The sequence below is a fragment of the Salinicola peritrichatus genome (assembly GCF_003206715.1).
GTDB lineage: Bacteria > Pseudomonadota > Gammaproteobacteria > Pseudomonadales > Halomonadaceae > Salinicola > Salinicola peritrichatus.
The window spans coordinates 45530-64923 of the sequence record NZ_PZJU01000005.1 but is presented as its reverse complement, the minus strand read 5'-3'; the positions used below and the strand labels follow the sequence as shown (position 1 = coordinate 64923).

20 protein-coding genes and 3 pseudogenes are annotated in these 19394 nt (G+C 63.4%); 7 read left to right on the top strand and 16 right to left on the bottom strand.

Annotated features, from left to right (window positions below; genetic code table 11):
• Window positions 1-132 precede the first annotated feature (132 nt).
• Complete coding sequence (locus DOM57_RS01870; RefSeq protein WP_239496086.1) at window positions 133-609, bottom strand: LysR family transcriptional regulator; 477 nt, start codon at window positions 607-609, stop codon at window positions 133-135.
• 29 nt (window positions 610-638) lie between these two features.
• Here DOM57_RS01870 and DOM57_RS22510 point away from each other — a divergent pair, with 29 nt between their 5' ends.
• The 4 genes and pseudogenes from DOM57_RS22510 to DOM57_RS22670 all read left to right on the top strand — a co-directional run bounded on the left by DOM57_RS22510 (window position 639) and on the right by DOM57_RS22670 (window position 2220).
• Window positions 639-1022 carry a pirin family protein gene (locus DOM57_RS22510; RefSeq protein WP_162619412.1) on the top strand — a complete coding sequence of 128 codons (384 nt, stop codon included), beginning with the start codon at window positions 639-641 and terminating at the stop codon, window positions 1020-1022.
• A gap of 92 nt (window positions 1023-1114) precedes the next feature.
• Complete coding sequence (locus DOM57_RS01860; protein WP_110647523.1) at window positions 1115-1540, top strand: DoxX family membrane protein; 426 nt, start codon at window positions 1115-1117, stop codon at window positions 1538-1540.
• A pseudogene (locus DOM57_RS22675) lies at window positions 1458-1844 on the top strand (DUF1275 family protein); the annotation flags it as partial. The gene DOM57_RS01860 and the pseudogene DOM57_RS22675, both read left to right, overlap by 83 nt.
• Window positions 1845-1911: 67 nt before the next feature.
• Complete coding sequence (locus DOM57_RS22670) at window positions 1912-2220, top strand: DUF1275 family protein (RefSeq protein WP_420820207.1); 309 nt, start codon at window positions 1912-1914, stop codon at window positions 2218-2220.
• Window positions 2221-2273: 53 nt separating this feature from the next.
• Here the strand turns inward: DOM57_RS22670 and DOM57_RS22170 are convergent.
• The 6 genes and pseudogenes from DOM57_RS22170 to DOM57_RS01825 form a co-directional block, all read right to left on the bottom strand.
• Window positions 2274-2626: pseudogene (locus DOM57_RS22170) on the bottom strand (EAL domain-containing protein).
• 17 nt (window positions 2627-2643) lie between these two features.
• Window positions 2644-2811: pseudogene (locus tag DOM57_RS22665) on the bottom strand (PAS domain S-box protein); the annotation flags it as partial.
• Window positions 2812-3015: 204 nt separating this feature from the next.
• Window positions 3016-4170 carry an N-methyl-L-tryptophan oxidase gene (gene solA, locus DOM57_RS01840; RefSeq protein WP_110647520.1) on the bottom strand — a complete coding sequence of 385 codons (1155 nt, stop codon included), beginning with the start codon at window positions 4168-4170 and terminating at the stop codon, window positions 3016-3018.
• A gap of 30 nt (window positions 4171-4200) precedes the next feature.
• Entirely contained in the window at window positions 4201-5451 is a 1251-nt protein-coding gene (locus tag DOM57_RS01835) for a dicarboxylate/amino acid:cation symporter (protein WP_110647519.1), read from the bottom strand.
• 153 nt (window positions 5452-5604) lie between these two features.
• A complete protein-coding gene (locus DOM57_RS01830; RefSeq protein WP_110647518.1) occupies window positions 5605-6306 on the bottom strand; it encodes a glutathione S-transferase N-terminal domain-containing protein in 702 nt (233 codons plus the stop codon).
• Window positions 6307-6367: 61 nt separating this feature from the next.
• Window positions 6368-7066: a glutathione S-transferase family protein gene (locus tag DOM57_RS01825; protein WP_110647517.1), complete on the bottom strand. Its 699-nt coding sequence runs from the start codon at window positions 7064-7066 to the stop codon at window positions 6368-6370.
• 104 nt (window positions 7067-7170) lie between these two features.
• Between DOM57_RS01825 and DOM57_RS01820 the strand changes: the two genes are divergently transcribed.
• Window positions 7171-7761: a TetR/AcrR family transcriptional regulator gene (locus tag DOM57_RS01820; protein WP_110647526.1), complete on the top strand. Its 591-nt coding sequence runs from the start codon at window positions 7171-7173 to the stop codon at window positions 7759-7761.
• A gap of 48 nt (window positions 7762-7809) precedes the next feature.
• Here the strand turns inward: DOM57_RS01820 and yghU are convergent, their stop codons facing one another.
• Complete coding sequence (gene yghU, locus DOM57_RS01815) at window positions 7810-8664, bottom strand: glutathione-dependent disulfide-bond oxidoreductase (protein WP_110647516.1); 855 nt, start codon at window positions 8662-8664, stop codon at window positions 7810-7812.
• A gap of 225 nt (window positions 8665-8889) precedes the next feature.
• On the opposite strand from yghU, the gene DOM57_RS01810 reads away from it, so the two are divergent.
• Both DOM57_RS01810 and DOM57_RS01805 read left to right on the top strand, forming a co-directional pair.
• Window positions 8890-9480 carry an NADPH-dependent FMN reductase gene (locus DOM57_RS01810; RefSeq protein ID WP_110647515.1) on the top strand — a complete coding sequence of 197 codons (591 nt, stop codon included), beginning with the start codon at window positions 8890-8892 and terminating at the stop codon, window positions 9478-9480.
• A gap of 180 nt (window positions 9481-9660) precedes the next feature.
• Window positions 9661-10890: an MFS transporter gene (locus tag DOM57_RS01805; RefSeq protein WP_110647514.1), complete on the top strand. Its 1230-nt coding sequence runs from the start codon at window positions 9661-9663 to the stop codon at window positions 10888-10890.
• A 58-nt stretch (window positions 10891-10948) separates the two neighbouring features.
• Here the strand turns inward: DOM57_RS01805 and DOM57_RS01800 are convergent, their stop codons facing one another.
• The 8 genes from DOM57_RS01800 to DOM57_RS01765 all read right to left on the bottom strand — a co-directional run bounded on the left by DOM57_RS01800 (window position 10949) and on the right by DOM57_RS01765 (window position 19320).
• Window positions 10949-12034: a tartrate dehydrogenase gene (locus DOM57_RS01800; RefSeq protein WP_110647513.1), complete on the bottom strand. Its 1086-nt coding sequence runs from the start codon at window positions 12032-12034 to the stop codon at window positions 10949-10951.
• Between the two features lie 66 nt (window positions 12035-12100).
• A complete protein-coding gene (locus tag DOM57_RS01795) occupies window positions 12101-13537 on the bottom strand; it encodes an MmgE/PrpD family protein (protein WP_110647512.1) in 1437 nt (478 codons plus the stop codon).
• 21 nt (window positions 13538-13558) lie between these two features.
• Window positions 13559-15064 (bottom strand): tripartite tricarboxylate transporter permease, encoded by a 1506-nt coding sequence (locus DOM57_RS01790; RefSeq protein WP_110647511.1) that lies wholly within the window; start codon window positions 15062-15064, stop codon window positions 13559-13561.
• A 42-nt stretch (window positions 15065-15106) separates the two neighbouring features.
• Window positions 15107-15691 (bottom strand): tripartite tricarboxylate transporter TctB family protein, encoded by a 585-nt coding sequence (locus tag DOM57_RS01785; protein ID WP_110647510.1) that lies wholly within the window; start codon window positions 15689-15691, stop codon window positions 15107-15109.
• Window positions 15692-15703: 12 nt separating this feature from the next.
• A complete protein-coding gene (locus DOM57_RS01780; RefSeq protein ID WP_110647509.1) occupies window positions 15704-16666 on the bottom strand; it encodes a Bug family tripartite tricarboxylate transporter substrate binding protein in 963 nt (320 codons plus the stop codon).
• A 125-nt stretch (window positions 16667-16791) separates the two neighbouring features.
• Window positions 16792-17874 (bottom strand): PdxA family dehydrogenase, encoded by a 1083-nt coding sequence (locus DOM57_RS01775; protein ID WP_110647508.1) that lies wholly within the window; start codon window positions 17872-17874, stop codon window positions 16792-16794.
• A complete protein-coding gene (locus DOM57_RS01770) occupies window positions 17867-18646 on the bottom strand; it encodes a GntR family transcriptional regulator (RefSeq protein ID WP_162619410.1) in 780 nt (259 codons plus the stop codon). Before DOM57_RS01770 ends, DOM57_RS01775 begins: the two co-directional genes overlap by 8 nt.
• 455 nt (window positions 18647-19101) lie before the next feature.
• Window positions 19102-19320: a tautomerase family protein gene (locus DOM57_RS01765; RefSeq protein ID WP_110647506.1), complete on the bottom strand. Its 219-nt coding sequence runs from the start codon at window positions 19318-19320 to the stop codon at window positions 19102-19104.
• Window positions 19321-19394: the final 74 nt, after the last annotated feature.

Genomic DNA, 19394 nt, shown 5'->3' with positions numbered 1-19394 from the left:
CTATGGGGTATAGGTGAGGAATGCGAGCGCCGCGCACAAATTCGCCGGGAGCGAATTTGAACGGCCGCAGGCCGGCCTTCGGTGACCGCCAGGGATGGCGGTCATAGCGCAGCGATTCGCCTGCGCAGACATTTATGCAGTGTTTCCCTTATCGTTGACAACACGGCGAGCGAGTAGGCTGGAGTCGACGAGCTTAGCGATACGCAACGTTAGTTCGAACCGCTCGCCCACGAGATCGACCTGTTTGTCGTTGAACTGTACATCCAGTTCCACATCGGGATGAGCCTGCATGAATTCCGGCAAAATCGGCGCCAGACGAGCGATGCCGAACGACATCGGCGCGGAAATCCGAATCATTCCACGCAAGCTGGTGAACTGCTCCGTCACTTCGTTCTCTACCGCTTCGCCCTCCTCGAGGATGCACGAGGCGCGTTCCAGCGCGGCATAACCGCTCTCGGTCAGTGACATACGGCGTGAAGTTCGATGGAACAGTATCGTTTTCATGCGTGCTTCCAGCCGCGTAATTGCCTTGGATACCGTGGCTTGCGACATGGAAAACTCAGCGGCGGCCCGTGCAAAGAAGCCTGTCTCCGCGACTTTGGCGAAAATCGCCCCCCTTCTAAATCCGGTATTTTTTCATGACATTCAGCAAGTTGTCCGTTCAACAATCGTTATCGTCAGGGAGACTTTCTTCGCTGTCAAAATCCGATATTTGCTTATACCAAGGCCTAAAATCAGTTTCGACTCCACGGTCACCGGACCGCTTAACAGTCTTTGACGCCCTGCCCATCCGCTCGGATGCCCGCGTGCTGGGCGTCACGCTAAAAGCCGGGGAAACCGCCGAATACCCTATCGGCCCCGAGCGATACGGCTATCTGGTGCCGGCCACGGGCAAGATCGAGGTCAATGGCGTGACGCTGGATGCCCGCGACGGCGCGGCCATCCACGGTGAAGAAGCCATTCGTGTCACCTCCAGCGAGGATGCCGAACTCGTTCTGGTGGACGCACCCGCCATGGACTAACCAGCTTCACGAATAGGTACGAGGTCTTTCCGCGGCGGCCTCGTACCTGACCCGGGCAGAGGACGTTAGCGCTTGGATCGAACCAATGCTGCATCGAAAGCAGACTGGCCGCCCTTGCGCGGCCGGTCTTCGGTAGCCGTATCGCGCGCTTCGTCGCTTACCTGGGCCTGTGTGCTGCCTATCTGCAAGGCGGGCTGGTAAAGCTCAGCGACTTTCCGGGCGCCATCGGCGAGATGCACCATTTCGGACTGTCACCGGCACCGCTGTTCGCGGTGCTGGTGATCACGCTGGAACTGGGCGCATCGGCCATGGTTCTCTCCGGCCGGCTGCGCTGGCTGGGGGCGCTGGGGTTGGCGGGGTTCACCCTATTGGCTACCGGGCTGGCCCTGCGCTTTTGGGAACTGCCGGCCGGCCAGGAGCGTTTTATGGCGGCCAATGCCTTCTTCGAGCATCTGGGATTGGTGGGCGGCTTTCTGCTCGTCGCCTGGCTCGACCTGGCCAAACGATCTTCCGACTGACAGGAAAACCTGGATGAAACCGACACTTCCCACCGTTCTGAGCGTCAATGCCGGATACGTCGATACGGCAGGGTTCCTAGCGATGCATGGGCTTTTCACTGCCCATGTCACCGGCAACTTCGTCATGATCGGCGATGCGCTGGCCCATGGCAGCGCCGGCATCATCGCCAAACTCCTGGCGTTGCCGGTGTTCTGTGTCACCATCCTGATTCTGCAATCCATCGCCCTACGCGCCGTGGCGTCGCCGGCGCGGGCCATGCGAGTGATGCTGATCGCAAAATTCCTGTTCTTCACCGTGGCTGCCATCGCCGCCATCGGCTTCGGCGAGTTCACCGATCCCGACCGACGGCCTACCGCTGATCGGCAAGGGCATGCTGCTCGTCGCCGGGATGGCAATCCAGAATGCGGCGCACCGGCTGCACCTGTCTTCCGCTCCCCCGTCGACCCTCATGACCGGAACGACCACGCAAGTCATGCTCGATCTGGCCAATCTGCTTTTACACCAAGTCGCCGGATCGGTCCGAAGTCGTCAAACCACGCCTTGTGCGCCTGATCGTCGCGGTCACTGCCTTTGCCCTCGGTTGTGCATTGGCGGCAGTGGCCGTCACCCAGGTCGGCATGTGGGCCTTCGCGTTGCCGCCGGTTCTGGCCTTGATCGGTGTGGCAGTCCACGAACCTGACCCGCAGGAGCAAGAAACATGAGCAGGAGCACGACCTCACCCTCGCCGCACCTTCAGGCTGCTCCTCTCAACCATATCGGGACGTCTTGTGGCGCCAGAGGGCGAGAAAACAGATAGCCTTGAATCACCGGCCAGGCTTGCTCAAGCAGCAGCTCGCGCTGCGCCTCGGTTTCCACGCCTTCGGCCACGACGGTGAGTTCAAGGCTTTGGCCGATACCGATCACGCGGTCACCAACGATTGCAGGCGCTTTTCTTCCAGGCACTTGTCGATGAAACTACGATCGATCTTGACTTCGGTGACCGGCAGATTGGCAAGGTTGGAAAGACTGGAAAATCCGGTGCCGAAGTCATCCACCGAAAGGCCGACGCCAAGTTCGCGGATGCGGCGCGTATAGCTGTCATGCATGCCGCGAACTCGTGCGGCACCAGCAGCTTCACGTCATGGCCGAGCACCTCATCGCTCGCTTGGCCCCACAACTTCTCGGTGGCCGGGTTGAAGAACAGTACACGATCGTTCTCGTCGATGAGCACGACGGTCATGGTCGACTGCTCCAGTGCCGGTAGCAGAACCGTGCTGGCCTCGGCCGTCATGTTCGTCATCACGATTCTCTCCCTGTGTTTCCGGGCATTCGGTCCGAAGCGACAAGCACCAGCACATCATGGCAAGCGTCCCACATGGGAGCTCCAGGCCACCTGTCAATTTATCGGCACCGCGCGCGAAAACCTTGAAGCGCTTCCCGCGATGACAGGCATGTCCATCGCGGGTCTCGGCACTTCGGTATCACCTTGCCAGGGTCACCTCCCGGAAGCAGCGAAGCGTGCCCGTCCGAAGGCGGCCAGCTCGGGCGCGATCTCGCCGTGCTCCAGCCAGGCCGCCAGCGCCTCACCCAGGGCGCTGGCGAACTTGAAGCCGTGGCCGGAAAAACCGCCGGCGACGATCAGCCCCGGTAACGGTTCGTCGATCAGGAAATCCTCGTCCGGCGTGCGGATGTATTGGCACACCGCGCCGTGGCGCAACGCACCGACGCCGGGCAGATAGCGCTCGATGATCTGCCTCAGTTCGGCGAGATCCTCGGTATGGCCGCCGAACGGCGCCATCGGTTCACCGGGCTCGAGCGGCTGGCCGGCATCGTGGCGGCCGATCTTGAAACCGGCACCGTCGATATCCGGGAAACCGTAATAGTCGCCGAGTTCGGAATCGATCAGGCTGAAGCCGGGAAAGCGCTCGTGGTGGTAGCGCGCATCGGCTTCGAACCAGGCGAAGGTCTTGCGCACCCGCGTCAGTGGCAGGCTGATATCGAGCGTCGACAGTAGTGGTGCCAGATGCTGCCCGGCCGCTACCAAAACACGCTCGGCCCCGAAGCGTCGGCCATCGGCGCACACCGCCTCGAAGCCGCCCGCCGCCAGGGGCGAGAGTTCGACCACCTGGGCGTCGGTGGTCAGGGTGATATTCGGGTCCGCCTCGACTCGCCGCCGCCAGCAGTCGACGATACGTTCCACCCGCAGCGCTCCGGCGCGGGGTTCGAATGCGCCGACCAGCGATGCGTCCAGCCGCCAGCCTGGCCAGCGCTTCGACGCAGCGTCGCCGCCGAGCCTCTCCAATGACAAATCGAACTGCCGCGCACTCGCCTCCACCTGCTGAATGAACGGCGACGCTTCCGAGCCGAGATTGACCACGCCGCAGGGCAACAACAGTGCTTCACCGGTCTCGCGTTCGAGCTGTTGCCAGCGTTCCAGCGCACGCAGCGCCAGTGCGACATAGCCGCTGCCCTCGCCGTAAGCCAGGCGGATCAGCCGGGTTTCGCCGTGATGGGCTCCCTGGTCATGGGGTGGGCGGTGAGCATCCAGCACGCGCACGGATGTCGCCCCGCTCTTGGACAGATAATCGGCGGCGGCCAGCCCCATGCTGCCGGCGCCAATGATCAAATGGGTTGTGTATCTAGCAGTCATTCGAAACGTTCCTGAAGAGATATCGCCCGCTCAAACGGCATGCCGTTCGGGCGGCTGCGATTCGAGCCGCTCTCCTTCGCTACGGGCGATAATGGCCGTGCCCGCCAGATCACCGGTCACATTGAGTGCGGTACAGCCCATGCCGACCAGTGCATCAATCGAGGTCAAAAGCGCCACGGTCTCGATCGGCAGCCCTACCTGCGCGAAGACCGTCGCGATCATCACAATGCCGGCGCCGGGCACCCCGGCCGTGCCAATGGAGGTCAGCGTGCCGATCAACACGATCTCGATCATGCTCATGACATCCAGCCGCATGCCGACGACATTGGCGGCGAACACGGCAGAAACGGCGATCCGTATCGCCGCGCCATCCATATTGATTGTCGCGCCCAGCGGCAGGCTGAATCCATAGAAGCTCTGGGTGATACCGAGACGCCGTGCCGCATTCAGTGTCAACGGCAAGGTTCCGGTGCTGCTCTGGGTCGCGAATGCCGTGGTCATCGGTGTGCGCGCCTCGCGGAAGAACGTCCGCAAACGCACGCCGAAGGCGCTCATCATCACGCAATAGATCAACAGATGAACCGCCAACGCCAGATAAAGCACCAGGACCATCTTTCCGAGCGACAGAATGGTATTCAATCCCTGTTCGGCCACAGTACCGGCAACGATCGCAAACACGCCGATGGGGACATACTGAAGCACGCCTTCCATCACCTTCATGGTCACCGCGTTGAGCCCTTCGATGACGCCGTAGAGCTTCTCGCCCAACTCGGACTGGCTATCGCCCTGGCGCAGCTTCAGCAGCGCGATGCCGAAGACAAACGCGGTGAAGATGATCCCCAGCAGATTGGGTTCGGCGAAGGCGGCGGCGATGTTTTTCGGCACGATGCTCAGCAACACGCTGACGATTCCGGGATTTTCCGGCACATCGATACTGGCGCTTTCGTCCGGCGTCATGCCGCTGCCCGGCGACAGCAGCGTTGCCACCGTGAGACCGACGACGATCGCCAACGCCGAGGTAGCGACATAATAGAGGAATACCTTGCCGCCCATGCGACCGAGCCGGCCAAGGCTAGCCTGGTTGATGCCGACCATCAGGGTGAACAGTACGATCGGCACGATCAAAAACTGTAGCAACCGCAGCAGCAGATCGCCGAACGGCGCAAGCCAGGCCGCCACCGTCTCGCCGCCGATAAAGCCGACGGCCACGCCGAGCACCAGGGCGATGGTGACCCGCAGGATCAGCGAGGCATCGAAATACAGCCGCATCAAACGCCGCATGTTTATCGTTCCCTGTCAGTCATGAGGTCGATTCAGTGTAGATGAGCCGCCACGTTCACACGTGACACGACCAGCCGGCACCGTTGGCATCGGCTGGTCATCACATTGGATCGGTATGCATAGCCTGGTCGTTCGAGTGAAGCGCCGGGCAACTCAACGCCGCAGATGGGTCGAACGCTGGCCGAACAGGATCTTCTTGCCCTCCTCGGTGACTGCGGGCCGCGAAGAGAATGGCTCTCCCTTGGCGTAGGCGCGCTGCGTGGCGGGACGCTGCGCGACACTATCGAACCAGCGCCGAAGGTGAGCGAAGTCGTCGAGGTTCTGCCGTTGCCGCTGCCACGGTACGATCCATGGGTAACAGGCCATGTCGGCAATGCTGTAATCGTCGCCCGCGATGAACGTACGCTCGGCCAAGCGACGATCGAGCACGCCGTAGAGCCGGTTGGTCTCGTTGACGTAGCGGTCGATGGCGTAGGGGATCTTTTCCGGCGCGTAAACGCCGAAATGGTGATTCTGGCCGGCCATCGGCCCTAGCCCGCCCATCTGCCAGAACAGCCACTCCATCACTGTCTTGCGTGCGCGAAAGTCGCTGGGCAGGAACTTGCCGGTTTTCTCGGCCAGATACAGCAAAATCGCGCCGGACTCGAAGACGCTGACCGGCTCGCCCCCGTCCGGCGGATCGTCGTCGACGATCGCCGGCATCTTGTTGTTTGGAGAAATGTCGAGGTAATCGGGTTCGAACTGATCGCCCGCGCTGATATCGATTGGGTGAAGCCGGTAGTCCAGCCCCGCTTCTTCCAAGAACAGCGTGATCTTGTGTCCGTTCGGCGTCGGCCAGTAGTAAAGCGTGATCATATGCACTCCTTGTCAGCTCGCGGGGGCGCAGGACTCATCGCGTATGAGTCAGCGTGACGGTTCACTGTGAATAGTTCGAGGGAAACAGGGCGCGCTTCGCTTCCTCGTCGATCTCGGTCTTGAATGCATGGCGCTTCTCCACCATCCGTGCACGGGCCACGGCAGGACGAGCATCCACGGCCGCGAACCAGCGCTCGATTTCCGGGAATGCCGCCAGCGGCTCCTTCTCGCCTTTCAACACGCGCGGTACACGATCGATCCATCCCCAGGCGGAGATATCGGCGATGGTGTAGCCGTCGCCAACGAGGAAGTCGCGTCCGATGAGATGATCGTTCAGCACTCGATAGTGGCGTTCGACCTCGCGGCGATAGCGGTTGACCGCATAATCGAGTCCATCGGGTGCCGCATACTGGAAATGCACCGCCTGGCCGGAGAACGGCCCTAGCCCGGTGGCGATGAACATCAGCCAGGACAAGAGCTCCGGGCGATCCTCGGGCGCCCCCAGGAACTTGCCGGTTTTCTCCGCCAGATAGAGCAGGATGGCGGTCGAATCGAATACTCGTGCTTCCCTGCCGCCGGGGCCTTCGGTGTCCACGATGGCGGGCACCTTGCCGTTCGGATTGATGGCGCGAAAGGCCGGAGCGTGCTGTTCGCCCTTGCCGGTATCGACGGGAATGGCTTCGTAAGGCAACCCGGCTTCCTCGAGGAACAGTGCGATCTTGGCGGGGTTGGGTGTGGGATGGAAATAGAAACGAATCATGAATACTCCTGAGGATACTAGTTTTATATCGACTGTTATAAAATGCAGGAAGCTTGCCCCACTGGCAAGATGAAGCGACCGATTCACGCACCTTTCGGAACGAGATGGCCAGACCACGGAAATTCAATGAAGAGGAAGTGCTCGACGCTGCAGCGCGATGTTTCTGGACGCGGGGCTTCGATGGCACCTCGCTGCGGGGCCTGAGCGAGAATACTGGACTGACAGGGGCTAGCCTTTATAACGCCTTCGGCGACAAGCGGGCTCTCTACCGCAAGACTTTGGACCGCTATGTGGCGGACAGCATCGTCGAGCGCATCGCACGGTGCGAGACGCTACCGCCACGCACAGCGATCGACGCCTTCTTCGCCGAAGTCATCCAGCGCTCACTCGACGATTCTGACCGCAAGGGATGCATGCTGATCAACGCGGCACTCGAAATCGCCCCCCACGACGCGGGGTTCCAGGACGTTGTAGCCACGACCCTGTTCGAGATGGAAGCCTTCTTTCGCCGACAAATCGTCGCCGGAAAGGCGGATGGCACAATCATGGCATCACAATCGGCGGACGATCTCGCGCGGCATCTGCTCGGCGTGCTGGTCGGCATGCGGGTACTGGCCAGGATTCGCCCCGAGCGGGCGCTGCTGGAAGGCATTGTGGCACCGGCGCTCGCGCTGCTCGGTGTGCCGAAGGAGTGAACTGGCCCGACCAGGAGGCCGGGCCGTCAGGCTGGAGGAAGCAGTAGATTAGTCGCCAATCTTGTCCTGCGTCCGGGTCTCGAAGTCGCTGGCGTCGTGACGCTCGTGAAGCTGCGTCTCGGGTTCGCCGAAAACGCGGTTGACCATGCGTCCGCGCTGTACCGCCGGACGCGCGTCGATCTCCCTGGCCCAGCGCTGGACGTTCGCGTAACTCGCAACGTCGAGAAACTCCGCCGCCTCGTAGAGCCGGCCCAGCGCCAGTTGACCGTACCAGGACCAGGTGGCGATATCGGCGATGGTGTACTCGTCGCCGGCCAGATAGCGCGTTTCCGCCAGGCGCCGGTCGAGCACGTCGAGCTGGCGCTTGGCTTCCATGCTGAAGCGGTCGATGGCGTACTCGATCTTGGTCGGCGCATAGGCATAGAAGTGGCCGAAACCGCCACCCAGGTATGGCGCACTGCCCATTTGCCAGAACAGCCAGTTCATCGTCTCGACGCGTTTGGCCGGGTCGGTCGGCAGGAAGGCACCGAACTTCTGCGCCAGGTGCAGCAGGATCGAGCCCGACTCGAACACGCGGATCGGCTCCTTGCCGCTGTAATCCATCAGCGCCGGAATCTTGGAGTTCGGATTGACCTCGACGAAGCCGCTGCCGAACTGATCGCCATCGCCGATCCTGATCAACCAGGCGTCATACTCCGCATCCTTGCCCAGTGCCAACAATTCTTCGAACATCACCGTGACCTTGACGCCATTGGGCGTGGCCAGCGAGTAGAGCTGGAATGGATGCTTGCCGACCGGTAGCGTCTTTTCGTGGGTCGGTCCGGCCACCGGCCGGTTGATGCTGGCGAACTTGCCGCCGCTCTCTTTCGGAACCCAGACTTTGGGTGGGGTGTAGTCGCTCATCTCATCTCCATGATGGACAGTGGACCCGACGATGCGATCAGCGCCTCATCGCCATCGATGTGAGAGAAAGATAGCGTGTTAAGAAATGCCTTGCGACCTTTCGCTCTCACCGCCTCACGCCAATCTCGAAAGGTTCACCTGGCTCGGCCATGAAGGCTTTACCACGACGGCGCTAACCTGACAGAGCCTGTCACTTCCAGCCCGCTTGCCTTCACGGAGCTTTCCATGACCGATCGTATTCTCGTCTTCTACGGTTCCTACCGATCCGACCGTGCCGGCATTCGCCTGGCCGACTACGCCGTACGCACGCTCAATGCCCGGGGCACCGATGCCGAGCTGATCGATGCCAAGGCCATCGACCTGCCGATGCTCGATCGCATGTACAAGGAGTATCCCAAGGGCGAGGCGCCGGAGGCGATGGAAACCCTGGCAGGCAAGATTCGCGAGGCGGATGGCTTCGTCTTCGTCACCGGCGAATACAACTGGGGCATGCAGCCGGGATTGAAGAACCTGACCGATTACTTTCTGGAAGAGTGGTTCTGGCGCCCGGCGGGCATCGTCAGCTACTCGGCCGGCCGCCTCGGCGGTGCCCACGCCAACCTCGCCTGGCACGGCACGCTGGCCGAGATGGGCATGGTGGTCATCTCCAGCACGGTGGCGGTCGGCCAGATCGCCAGGACGCTGGACGATGACGGTACGCCGGTCGGTGATGCCGGCGCTTCCTTCGAGCGCGCCTTCGGCCGGTTTGCCGACGATCTGGCCTGGTGGATGGAGGCCGGCAAACGTCAGCGTGCCCACCGTGCTCCGCCCTTCTGACCAAACGCGTTACACTAGGGCTGTTGCCCCTAAGATATCAGCCGCCTGTCGCGGAAAGCGGGAACGCCGGTCAGGGAATTCGGATCGGCGCCGGCTTCACGGACAAGGAGTCTTCGATCTTCGCATGACCACGAACCGTTCAATGTCGCGCTTGCCCCCTCACTGCCCATCACCCGAGCAATGAGCGATACCCGACTCTTCCGCTCACTGCGACTCTACAACTATCGGGTCTGGGCCATTGGTGCGCTGGTCTCCAACATCGGCACCTGGATGCAGCGCGTGGCCCAGGACTGGCTGGTGCTTACCATCCTCACCGACCACAACGCCAGCGCCGTGGGTATTACCATGGCGCTGCAGTTCGGCCCGCAACTGTTGCTGTTGCCGTTCACCGGATACGCCGCGGATCGCTTCGACCGCCGCCGATTGATCATGCTGACCCAGGCGCTGCTGGGCTTGCTGGCGTTGGGTCTTGGCCTCGTCACCGTCACCGGCGTGGTCACGCTGTGGCAGGTCTACGCCTTCGCCCTGGGTCTCGGTTGCGTGACCGCCTTCGACGGCCCCGCCCGCCAGGTGTTCGTCAACGACCTGGTCGGCGAGCGGTATCTGGCCAATGCGGTCGCCCTGAACTCGACATCGTTCAACAGTGCGCGGATGATCGGTCCGGCGGTGGCCGGCGTGCTGATCGCCGCCATCGGCACCGGCTGGGTCTTTTTGATCAATGCGGTCTCGTTCGCCGCCGTACTGGGATCGCTCTTTCTGCTGCGAACCGACCAGCTGTACACCATGCCAAGGCCGGGGCAGCGAGCCGGCGGTCTGTTGGAGGGTTTCCGCTACGTATGGGGCCGCCCCGATCTCAAGACGATTCTGGTCATGCTGTTTCTGATCGGGACCTTCGGCTTCAATTTTCCGATCTACATTTCGACCATGTCGGTGAGCGTCTTTCACGGCGATGCCAGCCAGTACGGCGTTCTCACCTCGGCGCTGGCGATCGGCTCGGTCAGTGGCGCACTGTTGGCCGCACGCCGCGAGCGTCCGAGCCTGCGCCAGCTTTGCCTCTCCACGCTCGCCTTCGGCGTTTTCTGCACGCTGGCCGGCATCGCGCCCAACACGATCGTGTTCGCCGCCATGTTGACGCTGACCGGGCTCTCGGCGCTCACCTTCAACACCGCTTCCAATGCATTGATGCAACTCACGACGGAGCCCGCCATGCGCGGGCGTGTCATGGCCCTGCGCATGGCGGTGATCATGGGCGGCACGCCGCTCGGCGCACCCATCGTCGGCTGGATCGCCGATAACGCGGGACCGCGCTGGGCGATGATGGTGGCTGCCACGGCCGGTATCGTCGCCGCCACGGTGGCCGCTCGCCTGTTGATGAAAGAGCGTCGAGGTCAGGCATACCACACCGGTTGACTCAAGTATTCGGTTTCGAACAGAACGGACCGTTGATCCACACCGTGCAGGAAGCGGTTTAGCCAACCGCTTGGACGGCTTTCGCTTTTTGGCGAACCGCATCGCAAACTGCGGCAGTGATTTCATGGGTCGTCGCCTGACCGCCAAGATCAGGCGCCTGCAGGCCGGAACCGATGACCTCTTCGATGGCCGCCATCAACCGCCCGGCCAGCGCATTCTCGCCGAGATGCTCGAGCATCATCACCGCCGTCCAGAAGGCGCCGACGGGATTGGCGATCCCCTTGCCGGTAATGTCGAAGGCCGAGCCATGGATCGGCTCGAACATGGAAGGAAATCCACCGCCCGGATTGAGATTGGCCGTGGGCGCGATGCCCAGGCTGCCGCTCAACGCCGCCGCGAGATCGGAGAGGATGTCGGCGTGGAGATTGGTGGCCACGACCACGTCCAGGGTTTCCGGCTTGAGTATCATGCGGGTCGTGATCGCATCCACCAGCTCGCGATCGACCTCGACCTCAGGGTACTCCCTCGCCACCTCGAAGAAGATTTCGTCCCACAGCACCATGCCATGGCGCTGGGCGTTGGATTTGGTCACCAGGGTCAGCTTGCGCCGCGGCCGGGACATCGCCATGTCGAACGCGAAGCGGTGAATGCGTTCGACCCCCTTGCGGGTGAACAGCGACACCTCCGTGCCGACCTCCTCGGGCAATCCCTGGTGTACCCGTCCGCCATTGCCCGAATACTCCCCTTCGCTGTTCTCGCGAATGATCACCCAGTCGATCTTCTCGGCGCCCTGCAGGCGGCTCTTCACCCCGGGCAGCAAGCGGGCCGGCCGGACGTTGGCGTATTGATCGAAGCCCTGACAGATCTTCAGCCGCAGGTCCCATAGCGAAACGTGGTCCGGCACCTGCTCACTGCCCACGGCGCCGAAGTAGATGGCGTCGAAGGTTCTCAACTCCTCCAATCCCCCTTCGGGGATGTACTCCCCTTGCTCCAGATAGCGCCGGGAACTCCAGTCGAACGTCTTGAATTCGAAGTTCACGTCCGGATGGTTTTCCACCAGCGTTTCCAGCACTCTCTTACCCGCCTCGATGACCTCGAGCCCGATGCCATCGCCCGGAATGACCGCGATACGGTGCTTTTTCATTATTGGCTCCATGGATTGTCTTGTAACGGGACGGCGCGGCAGATGCCGCGCCACGTACGGTCATCCTCAGGTCGAGAGCAGGCGGGAAAGCTGCGAGATGTCGCTTACCGACTCGATCTCGCGCACCGTCGCGATGATCTCCTCGGTCTTGGCGACGTCCCAGCGGGCGAACTCGGCGCAGCCCCGGAACTTGTCGGCGACCTCGTCGTAGCTCATCGGGTTCTGTGGACTGCCCTTGCCGAAGTCGGCACGGCCGGAGAGCGTGCGCCCGTCGACCAGCTCGATGTCGATGAGCGTCGTCATCTTGGCGTAGCCCGCCGCCTCGGCCTCGTCGTTGACGTAGAAATCGACCTTCTCGATCATCTTTTGCACATCGGGGCGCAGCACGGTCTGGTCGGTGAACTCCGGCAGCCCGGCCCTGCCGTCGAGCAGCAGGATCGCCATGCAGAACTCCATCGAGAACTTGGCCTGGAGTTCGTTCCGGGGCCGATGATGGATCAGCGCGTTCGGCATGTTGTGGTTGGTGCCGACCCGCACCCGCCGCACCTGGTCCGCGGTGATGGCGTTGTCGCGGATCAGGCGCAACATCTCGGTCATTCCCGGATGAGTCAGCGAACCCGAAGGATGCGGCTTGATCGATACGCCGGGATCGTCGAAGGTCCACGGCGCCCCCAGTCGGTCGCGGATCGCCTCGAGATCGTAGCCCCCGCCCGCCGCCTGGAAGAAGCCCCGGTGCGTCTCGAGGATCGCGTCGGAGGCGCTCCAGCCCGATCCGGCGAAATCCGCCGCCACGACGCCGCTTTCGCTGGCGCGCCCGGCATGGAACGGCTTGGTCATGGTGCCGAAGTTTTCGCGCAGCCCGGCCGACTGGCTGGCGGCAATGGAGAAGGCGTGCAGGCTGGTGTCGAGGCCGAGACCGCGCAGTTTCAGCGCTGCCGAGACCGCGCCCATCGTGCCGCAGGTCCCGGTCGCGTGGAAGCCGTGCTGGTAGTGGCGGGGCGAAATCGCCTCGGCGACCTTGCACTCCACCTCGACCCCCAGTTGATAGGCCAGCATCAGCTCGCGCCCCGAAGCGCCCACCTGCTCGGCCACCGCGAACGCCGCCGGCAGCACCGGCGCGGTCGGATGCGTGAGCAGCCCGTAGACCCGGTCCGGCGCCACCGCGAGCTGCGTGTCGTCGTAGTCGTCGGCATGGATGCCCACGCCGTTGGCGAAGGCGGCGAAGCGCGGCGCGACCTTCATTCCCGAGCCGATCACCGTGCATGGCCCGGCCGCCGCCACCGCGGCGAGGTGGTTGCGCGCCAGCTCACCGGTCCTGGCAACGGAGCCGGAGAGCGCCAGCCCGAAGCCATCGAGCATCGACTTGCGCCCCTCGGCCAGCACCTTGTCGGGAATCGCGTCATGGGGCGTGTCGAGAACGAAGGAGACGACATAGCGCGTCAGCCCTTCTCCCGAGTTGACTGAAATATCCGGCGTGAAACGCGTGATGGTTGCAACGGTCATGGGCCGTTTCCTCCTTCGGGATCAATCCTGAACGGCGGGCGCGTCGCGCCTGCCCCACATGCGGCGCAGGCCGCGGATCATCGGCGCACCGCCGATGCCCAGTACTGCAAAGGCAAAGAACACAAGCGCGATCGGGCGGGTGAAGAACAGCAGCCAGTTCTGGCCGAAGACGATCATCGACTGCGAGAAGGAGTTCTCGACCAGCGACCCCAGCACCAGCCCCATGATGATCGGCGCCGGAGAGAAGCCGAACTGCTTGAGCACGTAGCCGGCCAGGCCGGCGACGAGCATGATATAGACATCGACCAGCGACTGGTTCACGCCGTAGGCGCCGACGACGCAGAGCGCGAAGACGGCCGGCCACAGAAAGCGCGCCGGAACCAGCGAGACCCGCGCGAAGAAGCGGATGCCGAACAGGCCGAAGACGAGAAACGCCAGGTTCGCGATCAGCATGGCGACGAAGATCGTGTAGAGCAGCGCCGGTTGATCCTGGAACAGATAAGGCCCGGGACGCAGGCCGTGCATGATGAGCCCGCCCAGGATCACCGCCGTGGTGCCGGAGCCGGGGATGCCCAGCGCCAGCGTGGGCACCATCGCGCCGCCGGTGGCCGCGTTGTTGGCGGTCTCGGGCCCGGCGATGCCCTCCGGCACGCCGGTGCCGAACGCCTTCGGCTCACGCGACCAGCGGCGCGCCTCGTTGTAGCCCATCATCGACGCGATCGTGCCGCCCTCGGCCGGCAGGATGCCGACGAAGGTGCCGATGCCGCAGGAGCGGGCGATCGTCGCCCAGCAGCGGCGGAAGTCGGCCAGCTTCGGCAGGCGCATCGCATCGACGGGATTGCGCCGCTGCTCGCGGTCGAGCTTGCCCGCCTGGGTGAGCAGCTCGGTGATCGCGAACATGCCGATCAGCACGGGAACGAAGTTGATCCCCTCGTAGAGTTCCGGCACGCCGAAGGTGAAACGCTCCACCCCGGTGGTCAGCGACACGCCGACCGTCGACAGGAACACGCCGAGACAGCCGCCGATCAGATTCTTCGTCGCGTTGTTGCCGCTGATCGACGCCAGCATGGAGAGACCGAACACGGTCAGCGCGAAGTATTCCGGCGGGCCGAAGTGATAGGCGAGCTGCGCCAGCAGCGGTGCCGCGATCAGCAGCACGACGAGACTGAACACGCCGCCGATGACCGAGCAGATCGCGGCGATGCCGAGGGCGCGGCCGGCCTCGCCGCGCTGCGCCATCGGATAGCCGTCGAAGGCGGTCGCCGCGGCCGGAGGCGCGCCGGGCGTGTTGATCAGGATGGCGGTGATCGAGCCGCCGAACGTGCCGCCGCAGTAGAGCGCGGCGAGCATGGCGATCGCGGCGACCGGTGGGAGATAGATGGTGAAGGGCAACAGCAGCGCCGCGGCCATGGTCGACGAAAGCCCCGGCAATGCGCCGACCAGCACGCCCACGAGCGTCGAGGCGATGATGAGAAACAGGGTGTAGGGCTCGAACGCATAGCCGAGCGCCGTTACGAAATCGGTCATCGGATTGTCTCCTCGGGTCATGGCCTCAGGCCATGACCCGGCTCAGAACGCGCCTGTCGGGAAGTGCAACTGCAGCAGCAGCGTGAACACCACCCAGATGGCAATCGGCACGGCGAGGGAATAGGCCAGAAGCACCTGCCAGCGGCGCACGCCCCACAGCAGGGGCAGCCCCAGCGCCACGAGAAAGACGACGGGCAGCACCCCCAGCCACGGGATCAGGGCGACGCCCGCGGTAATGCCCACGCCGGTCAGCAGCGTCGCCCGGCTCGGCAGCCGAACGCTCAATTTCTCCCGGTCAAAGACGACCAGCACGACGGCCAGTATGGCCACGGCCGCGATCAAGACCCGCGGGAAGAAGGCCGCCGAGATGTTCTGGGACAAGCTCGCGGGTACCGAGGGAAAGCGCGTCGTTTCCCACCACAGGAACGCGCAGATGCCGAGGATGACCGCCGGGACGCCCAGGCCGCGACGCCTGTCGCCGGCGTTCGAAGTCGCCCCGTTCCCGGTCGTCTCGTCGGCGCCGGTCGCCTCCGCATGCGGGTCTGCCTGAGCGCGACGGCGCGAGATGAGCGTTCCGACTGAAAGGTGCGGCCTGCGGCCGCGCCTCTGTACTTGTGGATATGCCATGACCGTCCCTCCTCAATTCGTCATCCCGAGTTGCTGAAGTACTTCGGCGGCATTCGTATTGATCTTGTGCATCTGCGGATCCCAGACATCCGCCGGCGCGGGACTCGACATCGGCATCCCGGTGTTCTTCAACAGCGTCTGGTATCGATCCCCTTGCATCGCCTTGAGCAGTGCGGTTTCGAGGGTTTTGAGATGCTCTTCGGGCACGCCCTTCATCGCCACGAAGCCACGCACGGTGGAAAACTCGGCATCGACGCCGAGTTCCTTGGCCGTCGGCGTGTCCGGCAGGGTGTCGACGCGCTGATCGGACATGATGGCGATCGCATCGAGATCACCGCGTTCGATGCTGTCCATCGCCTCGGTCAGATTGAGGCTGGCGATGTCGATGTTGCCGCCCATGAGGTTGGTCACCAGTTCACCTCCGCCCTCGAAGGGCACGACGGAGAGCTTGATGCCGGCCTTCTTGGCGAACATTTCGGCGGAGGCATGGTCGATGGAGCCGACATGCGTCACCCCCCATTTCACGGGCGTCTTCGCCTGCAGCAGGGCATCGCTGCTGTCGATCGCACTGCCCTTCTTGGCGACGATCAGCAGCGGATCGTCGGATGCGCGGGCAATGCCCGTGATGTCGTCGATCCCGAGCGGCGAGCGGCCCTGTGCCATCGTATAGAGGTGCGTCGGCGTCACCAGCATGATCGTCTGCCCGTCCTCCGGGCGACTGCGCAGGTAGTTCATCGCCACCCGTCCCGATCCGCCGAGCTTCATGTTGACCGAGACCGGAACGCCGAGGTCCTTCTCGAGATCGGGGATCAGGGTGCGAACCGTGGTATCCGTTCCGCCTCCCGCCGAGGCGTGGGTCACGATCTCCAGCGGACCGGAGGGGAAGTCGTCTTGAGCCAGCGCAGGCGTACCGATTACACCGATGGCGGCGATCAGGGCGGCACAGGACAGCAGAGTACGTTTTGTTGATGGCATAGCGTGCTTCTCCCAAGGCAATGCCCAGCCATGCCGAGTACACTCCGATGTGTCCCGGATATCCCATTCGCATCATCCGCCCGGGGCACAGCCAGCGTTTCGAGCCGGTGCCGGAACGGAATCGGTCAGGTCTGGGCGTCCACGAGCCCCGTGGCCTGGGTTCCAGGTCCGTCGAGACTCGTTTTTCCCGCCAGCCGGGCTGCGAGACGCACGGCGCTTTCGGTCGCACCGGGGTCCGCGATGCCGCGGCCGACGATATCGTAGGCGGTTCCATGGGCGGGCGTGGTGAACACGGTCGGCAGCCCGGCAGTGATCGTCACGCCCCTGTTGAAACCGCGCAGCTTGGTCGCGATCTGGCCCTGATCGTGATACATGGCCAGGACGCTGTCGTAGTGCCCTTCGAAGGCCTTGAGGTAGACCGTGTCGGAGGGGAAGGGGCCGTCGCAGCGGATGCCGCGCGCGGCCATTTCACGCACCGTCGGCGCGATGATGTCGATCTCCTCGCGTCCGAACAGGCCGCCCTCCCCCGCATGGGGGTTGAGCGCCGCCACGGCGATGCGCGGCTCGGCGATCCCGGCCCGGCGCATCGTCGTGTCGGCGAGCGTCAAGGCGTCGCGAATCCGCGCCGGCGTGATCTGCTCGACCGCTTCGCGCAGCGAGACATGGCTAGTGACCCGGGTCATCCATTGGCCGTCGAGCACGTTCATCTCGCTGAACAGCCCCTTGAAGCCAAGCAGGTGGGCGAAGAGCTTGTGCTCGTCCGGAAACTGCCAGCCGCCACGGAACATCGCCTGCTTGTTGAGCGGCGTGAAGGTCACGCCATCGACGATGCCGGCGCGCGCCAGCTCGACCGCCGCCGCCAGCGTCGCACCCACTTCCCCACCGACTTCGGCGCTCGCCTGCCCCAGCGTGAAACGGCTCGGGTCCAGGTTGCCGAGATCGATCATCGGCACCTCGCCCGCCGTTTCGGCCTCGCGGATCGCGGCGGCCGCCCCCTCGCCGTTGGCGATCGAACGCAGGGAGAGCGATACCTCCGCCTGCTGGGCGCCCATCGCCATCACGCGCGCGTCGCCCACGACCAGAAAACGGGCCAGCCGCCACATGTCGGGATTGGTCAGGATGCGTGCGGCGAGCTCCGGGCCGATGCCGGTGGGATCGCCGGGCACGATGGCCAGGCGCGGCCGAGGGTCTGCGAGGGCTTCAGTCATCGTCTTTCTCCGGGTCCTGCACGGCGGATAGGGTTTCGATGCTCGCCGCCGAACGGCCATGGCGAGTCCCGAGAGGCGGCGCCGTCAGGGTATTCAGCAAGCGTGTCTTGCCGGACAGCACGTGCCGCTCGCACAAAAGCGTCGCGGCCGTGGCATCCCCGCGCTCGAGCGCCTCGACGATCGAACGGTGCTCGGCGTTGGCATCGTGCAGGGCGCCACGCACGACCAGGCTGCGACGGCGGAACAGATTGAGCTGGGTCTGCAGGCGGGGCCAGAGCTCGACGAGCTTGCTGTTGCCGCACTGCTCGACGATCAGGGTGTGAAAGGTCTCGTTGAACGTGTAGAACGCGTGCATGTCGTTCGCTTCGGCCGCGGCATCCATTGCGTCGACGGCGTGTCGCAGCGCGGCGAGCTCCGTCTGTGAAATCCTTTCCACCAGCAAGCGCCCGGCGGTACGGAACAGGGCCGCCCGCAGCTCATAGATGTCGAGCGCCTCCTTCAGGCCGATCTCCTGCACGAAGAAGCCGCGATTCATGACCGAGCGCACCAGTCCCGCGTGCTCGAGAGCACGGCAAGCCTCGCGTACGGGCCCCCGGCTGGTGCCGAATTCCTGGGCGAGCGCGCTTTCGTTGATCCGGTCCCCGCCGACGAGTTCTCCGGAACTGATGAGGTGCTCTATCCGAGCGGCTACCGAGGCGACGCCGGTCGACGTCTTGCCTGCGGCCTCTTCGCCAGCCTCGTTGTCTTTGGTGTGTTGATTGGGTGTTTTCATGTTTCTCATTCAGACATATTGCCAACGATATTGAAATTTAACTTTAGTCTGTCTACGAAAGTAGCTTTTAAGGCAAATATCGTTGACGATTTATGGGAGGCGCTATTATCCGTTAGCGGCACGTGGCGAAAACGCACCGCTTCTCAAGTGGATAGACTCGACACGACGAAGCCGGGAATGGCCCGACGTGCATTGCAGCCGTTTCTGGAGGGGATATCTGGCGGGGCGCCGAACGCGCCCGACCGATCACGTTTGGTATGGAATGGCCGGCGACGCGATTCTCGCGAGCCTGTGGAAGCCGAACCCTAACACGTTCGCGTTCCGTTTCCGGACGAGATGAAGTGCAGGAAAGTCTTGTCGGTTCGAAATCCGGGGCTACGTCATCTCACGCCCGGCAGTACTGCGGACAAAGACATGCCGCCGGCAAAGCGGCGGCATGTGGGAGGAAATACCTGTCACGAGGATTGCGGCGGAAGCCCCATCTTTTCGAGCGTCAGCGTCTCGTCGGCCCGCCCCCAGCCGCCGTCGGCGACCTCCTCCACCAGCACCATGGTGTAGGGGCGAACGTCCTCGCCGAAATACTCGACGAACATCTCGGTCGTGCGGTGGATGATATCTTCCTTGCGGGCGTGATCGAGAATGCCCTCGGGAAACTTGTAGTTGGCAAATGGCATGGTTGTTTCCTTCTCCAGTCAATGAAGTTGCCAAGTGATGCCGATACTCATCGGCTGTTACGACTTCCTTCCGT

What these genes read in the sequence shown, in the direction of transcription:
- DOM57_RS22510 (WP_162619412.1), top strand. Translation starts at nt 639, where the DNA reads ATGACATTCAGCAAGTTGTCCGTTCAACAATCGTTATCGTCAGGGAGA.
- DOM57_RS22670 (WP_420820207.1), top strand. Translation starts at nt 1,912, where the DNA reads ATGCTGCTCGTCGCCGGGATGGCAATCCAGAATGCGGCGCACCGGCTG.
- solA (WP_110647520.1), bottom strand. Translation starts at nt 4,170, where the DNA reads ATGACTGCTAGATACACAACCCATTTGATCATTGGCGCCGGCAGCATG.
- DOM57_RS01835 (WP_110647519.1), bottom strand. Translation starts at nt 5,451, where the DNA reads ATGCGGCGTTTGATGCGGCTGTATTTCGATGCCTCGCTGATCCTGCGG.
- DOM57_RS01830 (WP_110647518.1), bottom strand. Translation starts at nt 6,306, where the DNA reads ATGATCACGCTTTACTACTGGCCGACGCCGAACGGACACAAGATCACG.
- DOM57_RS01825 (WP_110647517.1), bottom strand. Translation starts at nt 7,066, where the DNA reads ATGATTCGTTTCTATTTCCATCCCACACCCAACCCCGCCAAGATCGCA.
- DOM57_RS01820 (WP_110647526.1), top strand. Translation starts at nt 7,171, where the DNA reads ATGGCCAGACCACGGAAATTCAATGAAGAGGAAGTGCTCGACGCTGCA.
- yghU (WP_110647516.1), bottom strand. Translation starts at nt 8,664, where the DNA reads ATGAGCGACTACACCCCACCCAAAGTCTGGGTTCCGAAAGAGAGCGGC.
- DOM57_RS01810 (WP_110647515.1), top strand. Translation starts at nt 8,890, where the DNA reads ATGACCGATCGTATTCTCGTCTTCTACGGTTCCTACCGATCCGACCGT.
- DOM57_RS01805 (WP_110647514.1), top strand. Translation starts at nt 9,661, where the DNA reads ATGAGCGATACCCGACTCTTCCGCTCACTGCGACTCTACAACTATCGG.
- DOM57_RS01800 (WP_110647513.1), bottom strand. Translation starts at nt 12,034, where the DNA reads ATGAAAAAGCACCGTATCGCGGTCATTCCGGGCGATGGCATCGGGCTC.
- DOM57_RS01795 (WP_110647512.1), bottom strand. Translation starts at nt 13,537, where the DNA reads ATGACCGTTGCAACCATCACGCGTTTCACGCCGGATATTTCAGTCAAC.
- DOM57_RS01790 (WP_110647511.1), bottom strand. Translation starts at nt 15,064, where the DNA reads ATGACCGATTTCGTAACGGCGCTCGGCTATGCGTTCGAGCCCTACACC.
- DOM57_RS01785 (WP_110647510.1), bottom strand. Translation starts at nt 15,691, where the DNA reads ATGGCATATCCACAAGTACAGAGGCGCGGCCGCAGGCCGCACCTTTCA.
- DOM57_RS01780 (WP_110647509.1), bottom strand. Translation starts at nt 16,666, where the DNA reads ATGCCATCAACAAAACGTACTCTGCTGTCCTGTGCCGCCCTGATCGCC.
- DOM57_RS01775 (WP_110647508.1), bottom strand. Translation starts at nt 17,874, where the DNA reads ATGACTGAAGCCCTCGCAGACCCTCGGCCGCGCCTGGCCATCGTGCCC.
- DOM57_RS01770 (WP_162619410.1), bottom strand. Translation starts at nt 18,646, where the DNA reads ATGAAAACACCCAATCAACACACCAAAGACAACGAGGCTGGCGAAGAG.
- DOM57_RS01765 (WP_110647506.1), bottom strand. Translation starts at nt 19,320, where the DNA reads ATGCCATTTGCCAACTACAAGTTTCCCGAGGGCATTCTCGATCACGCC.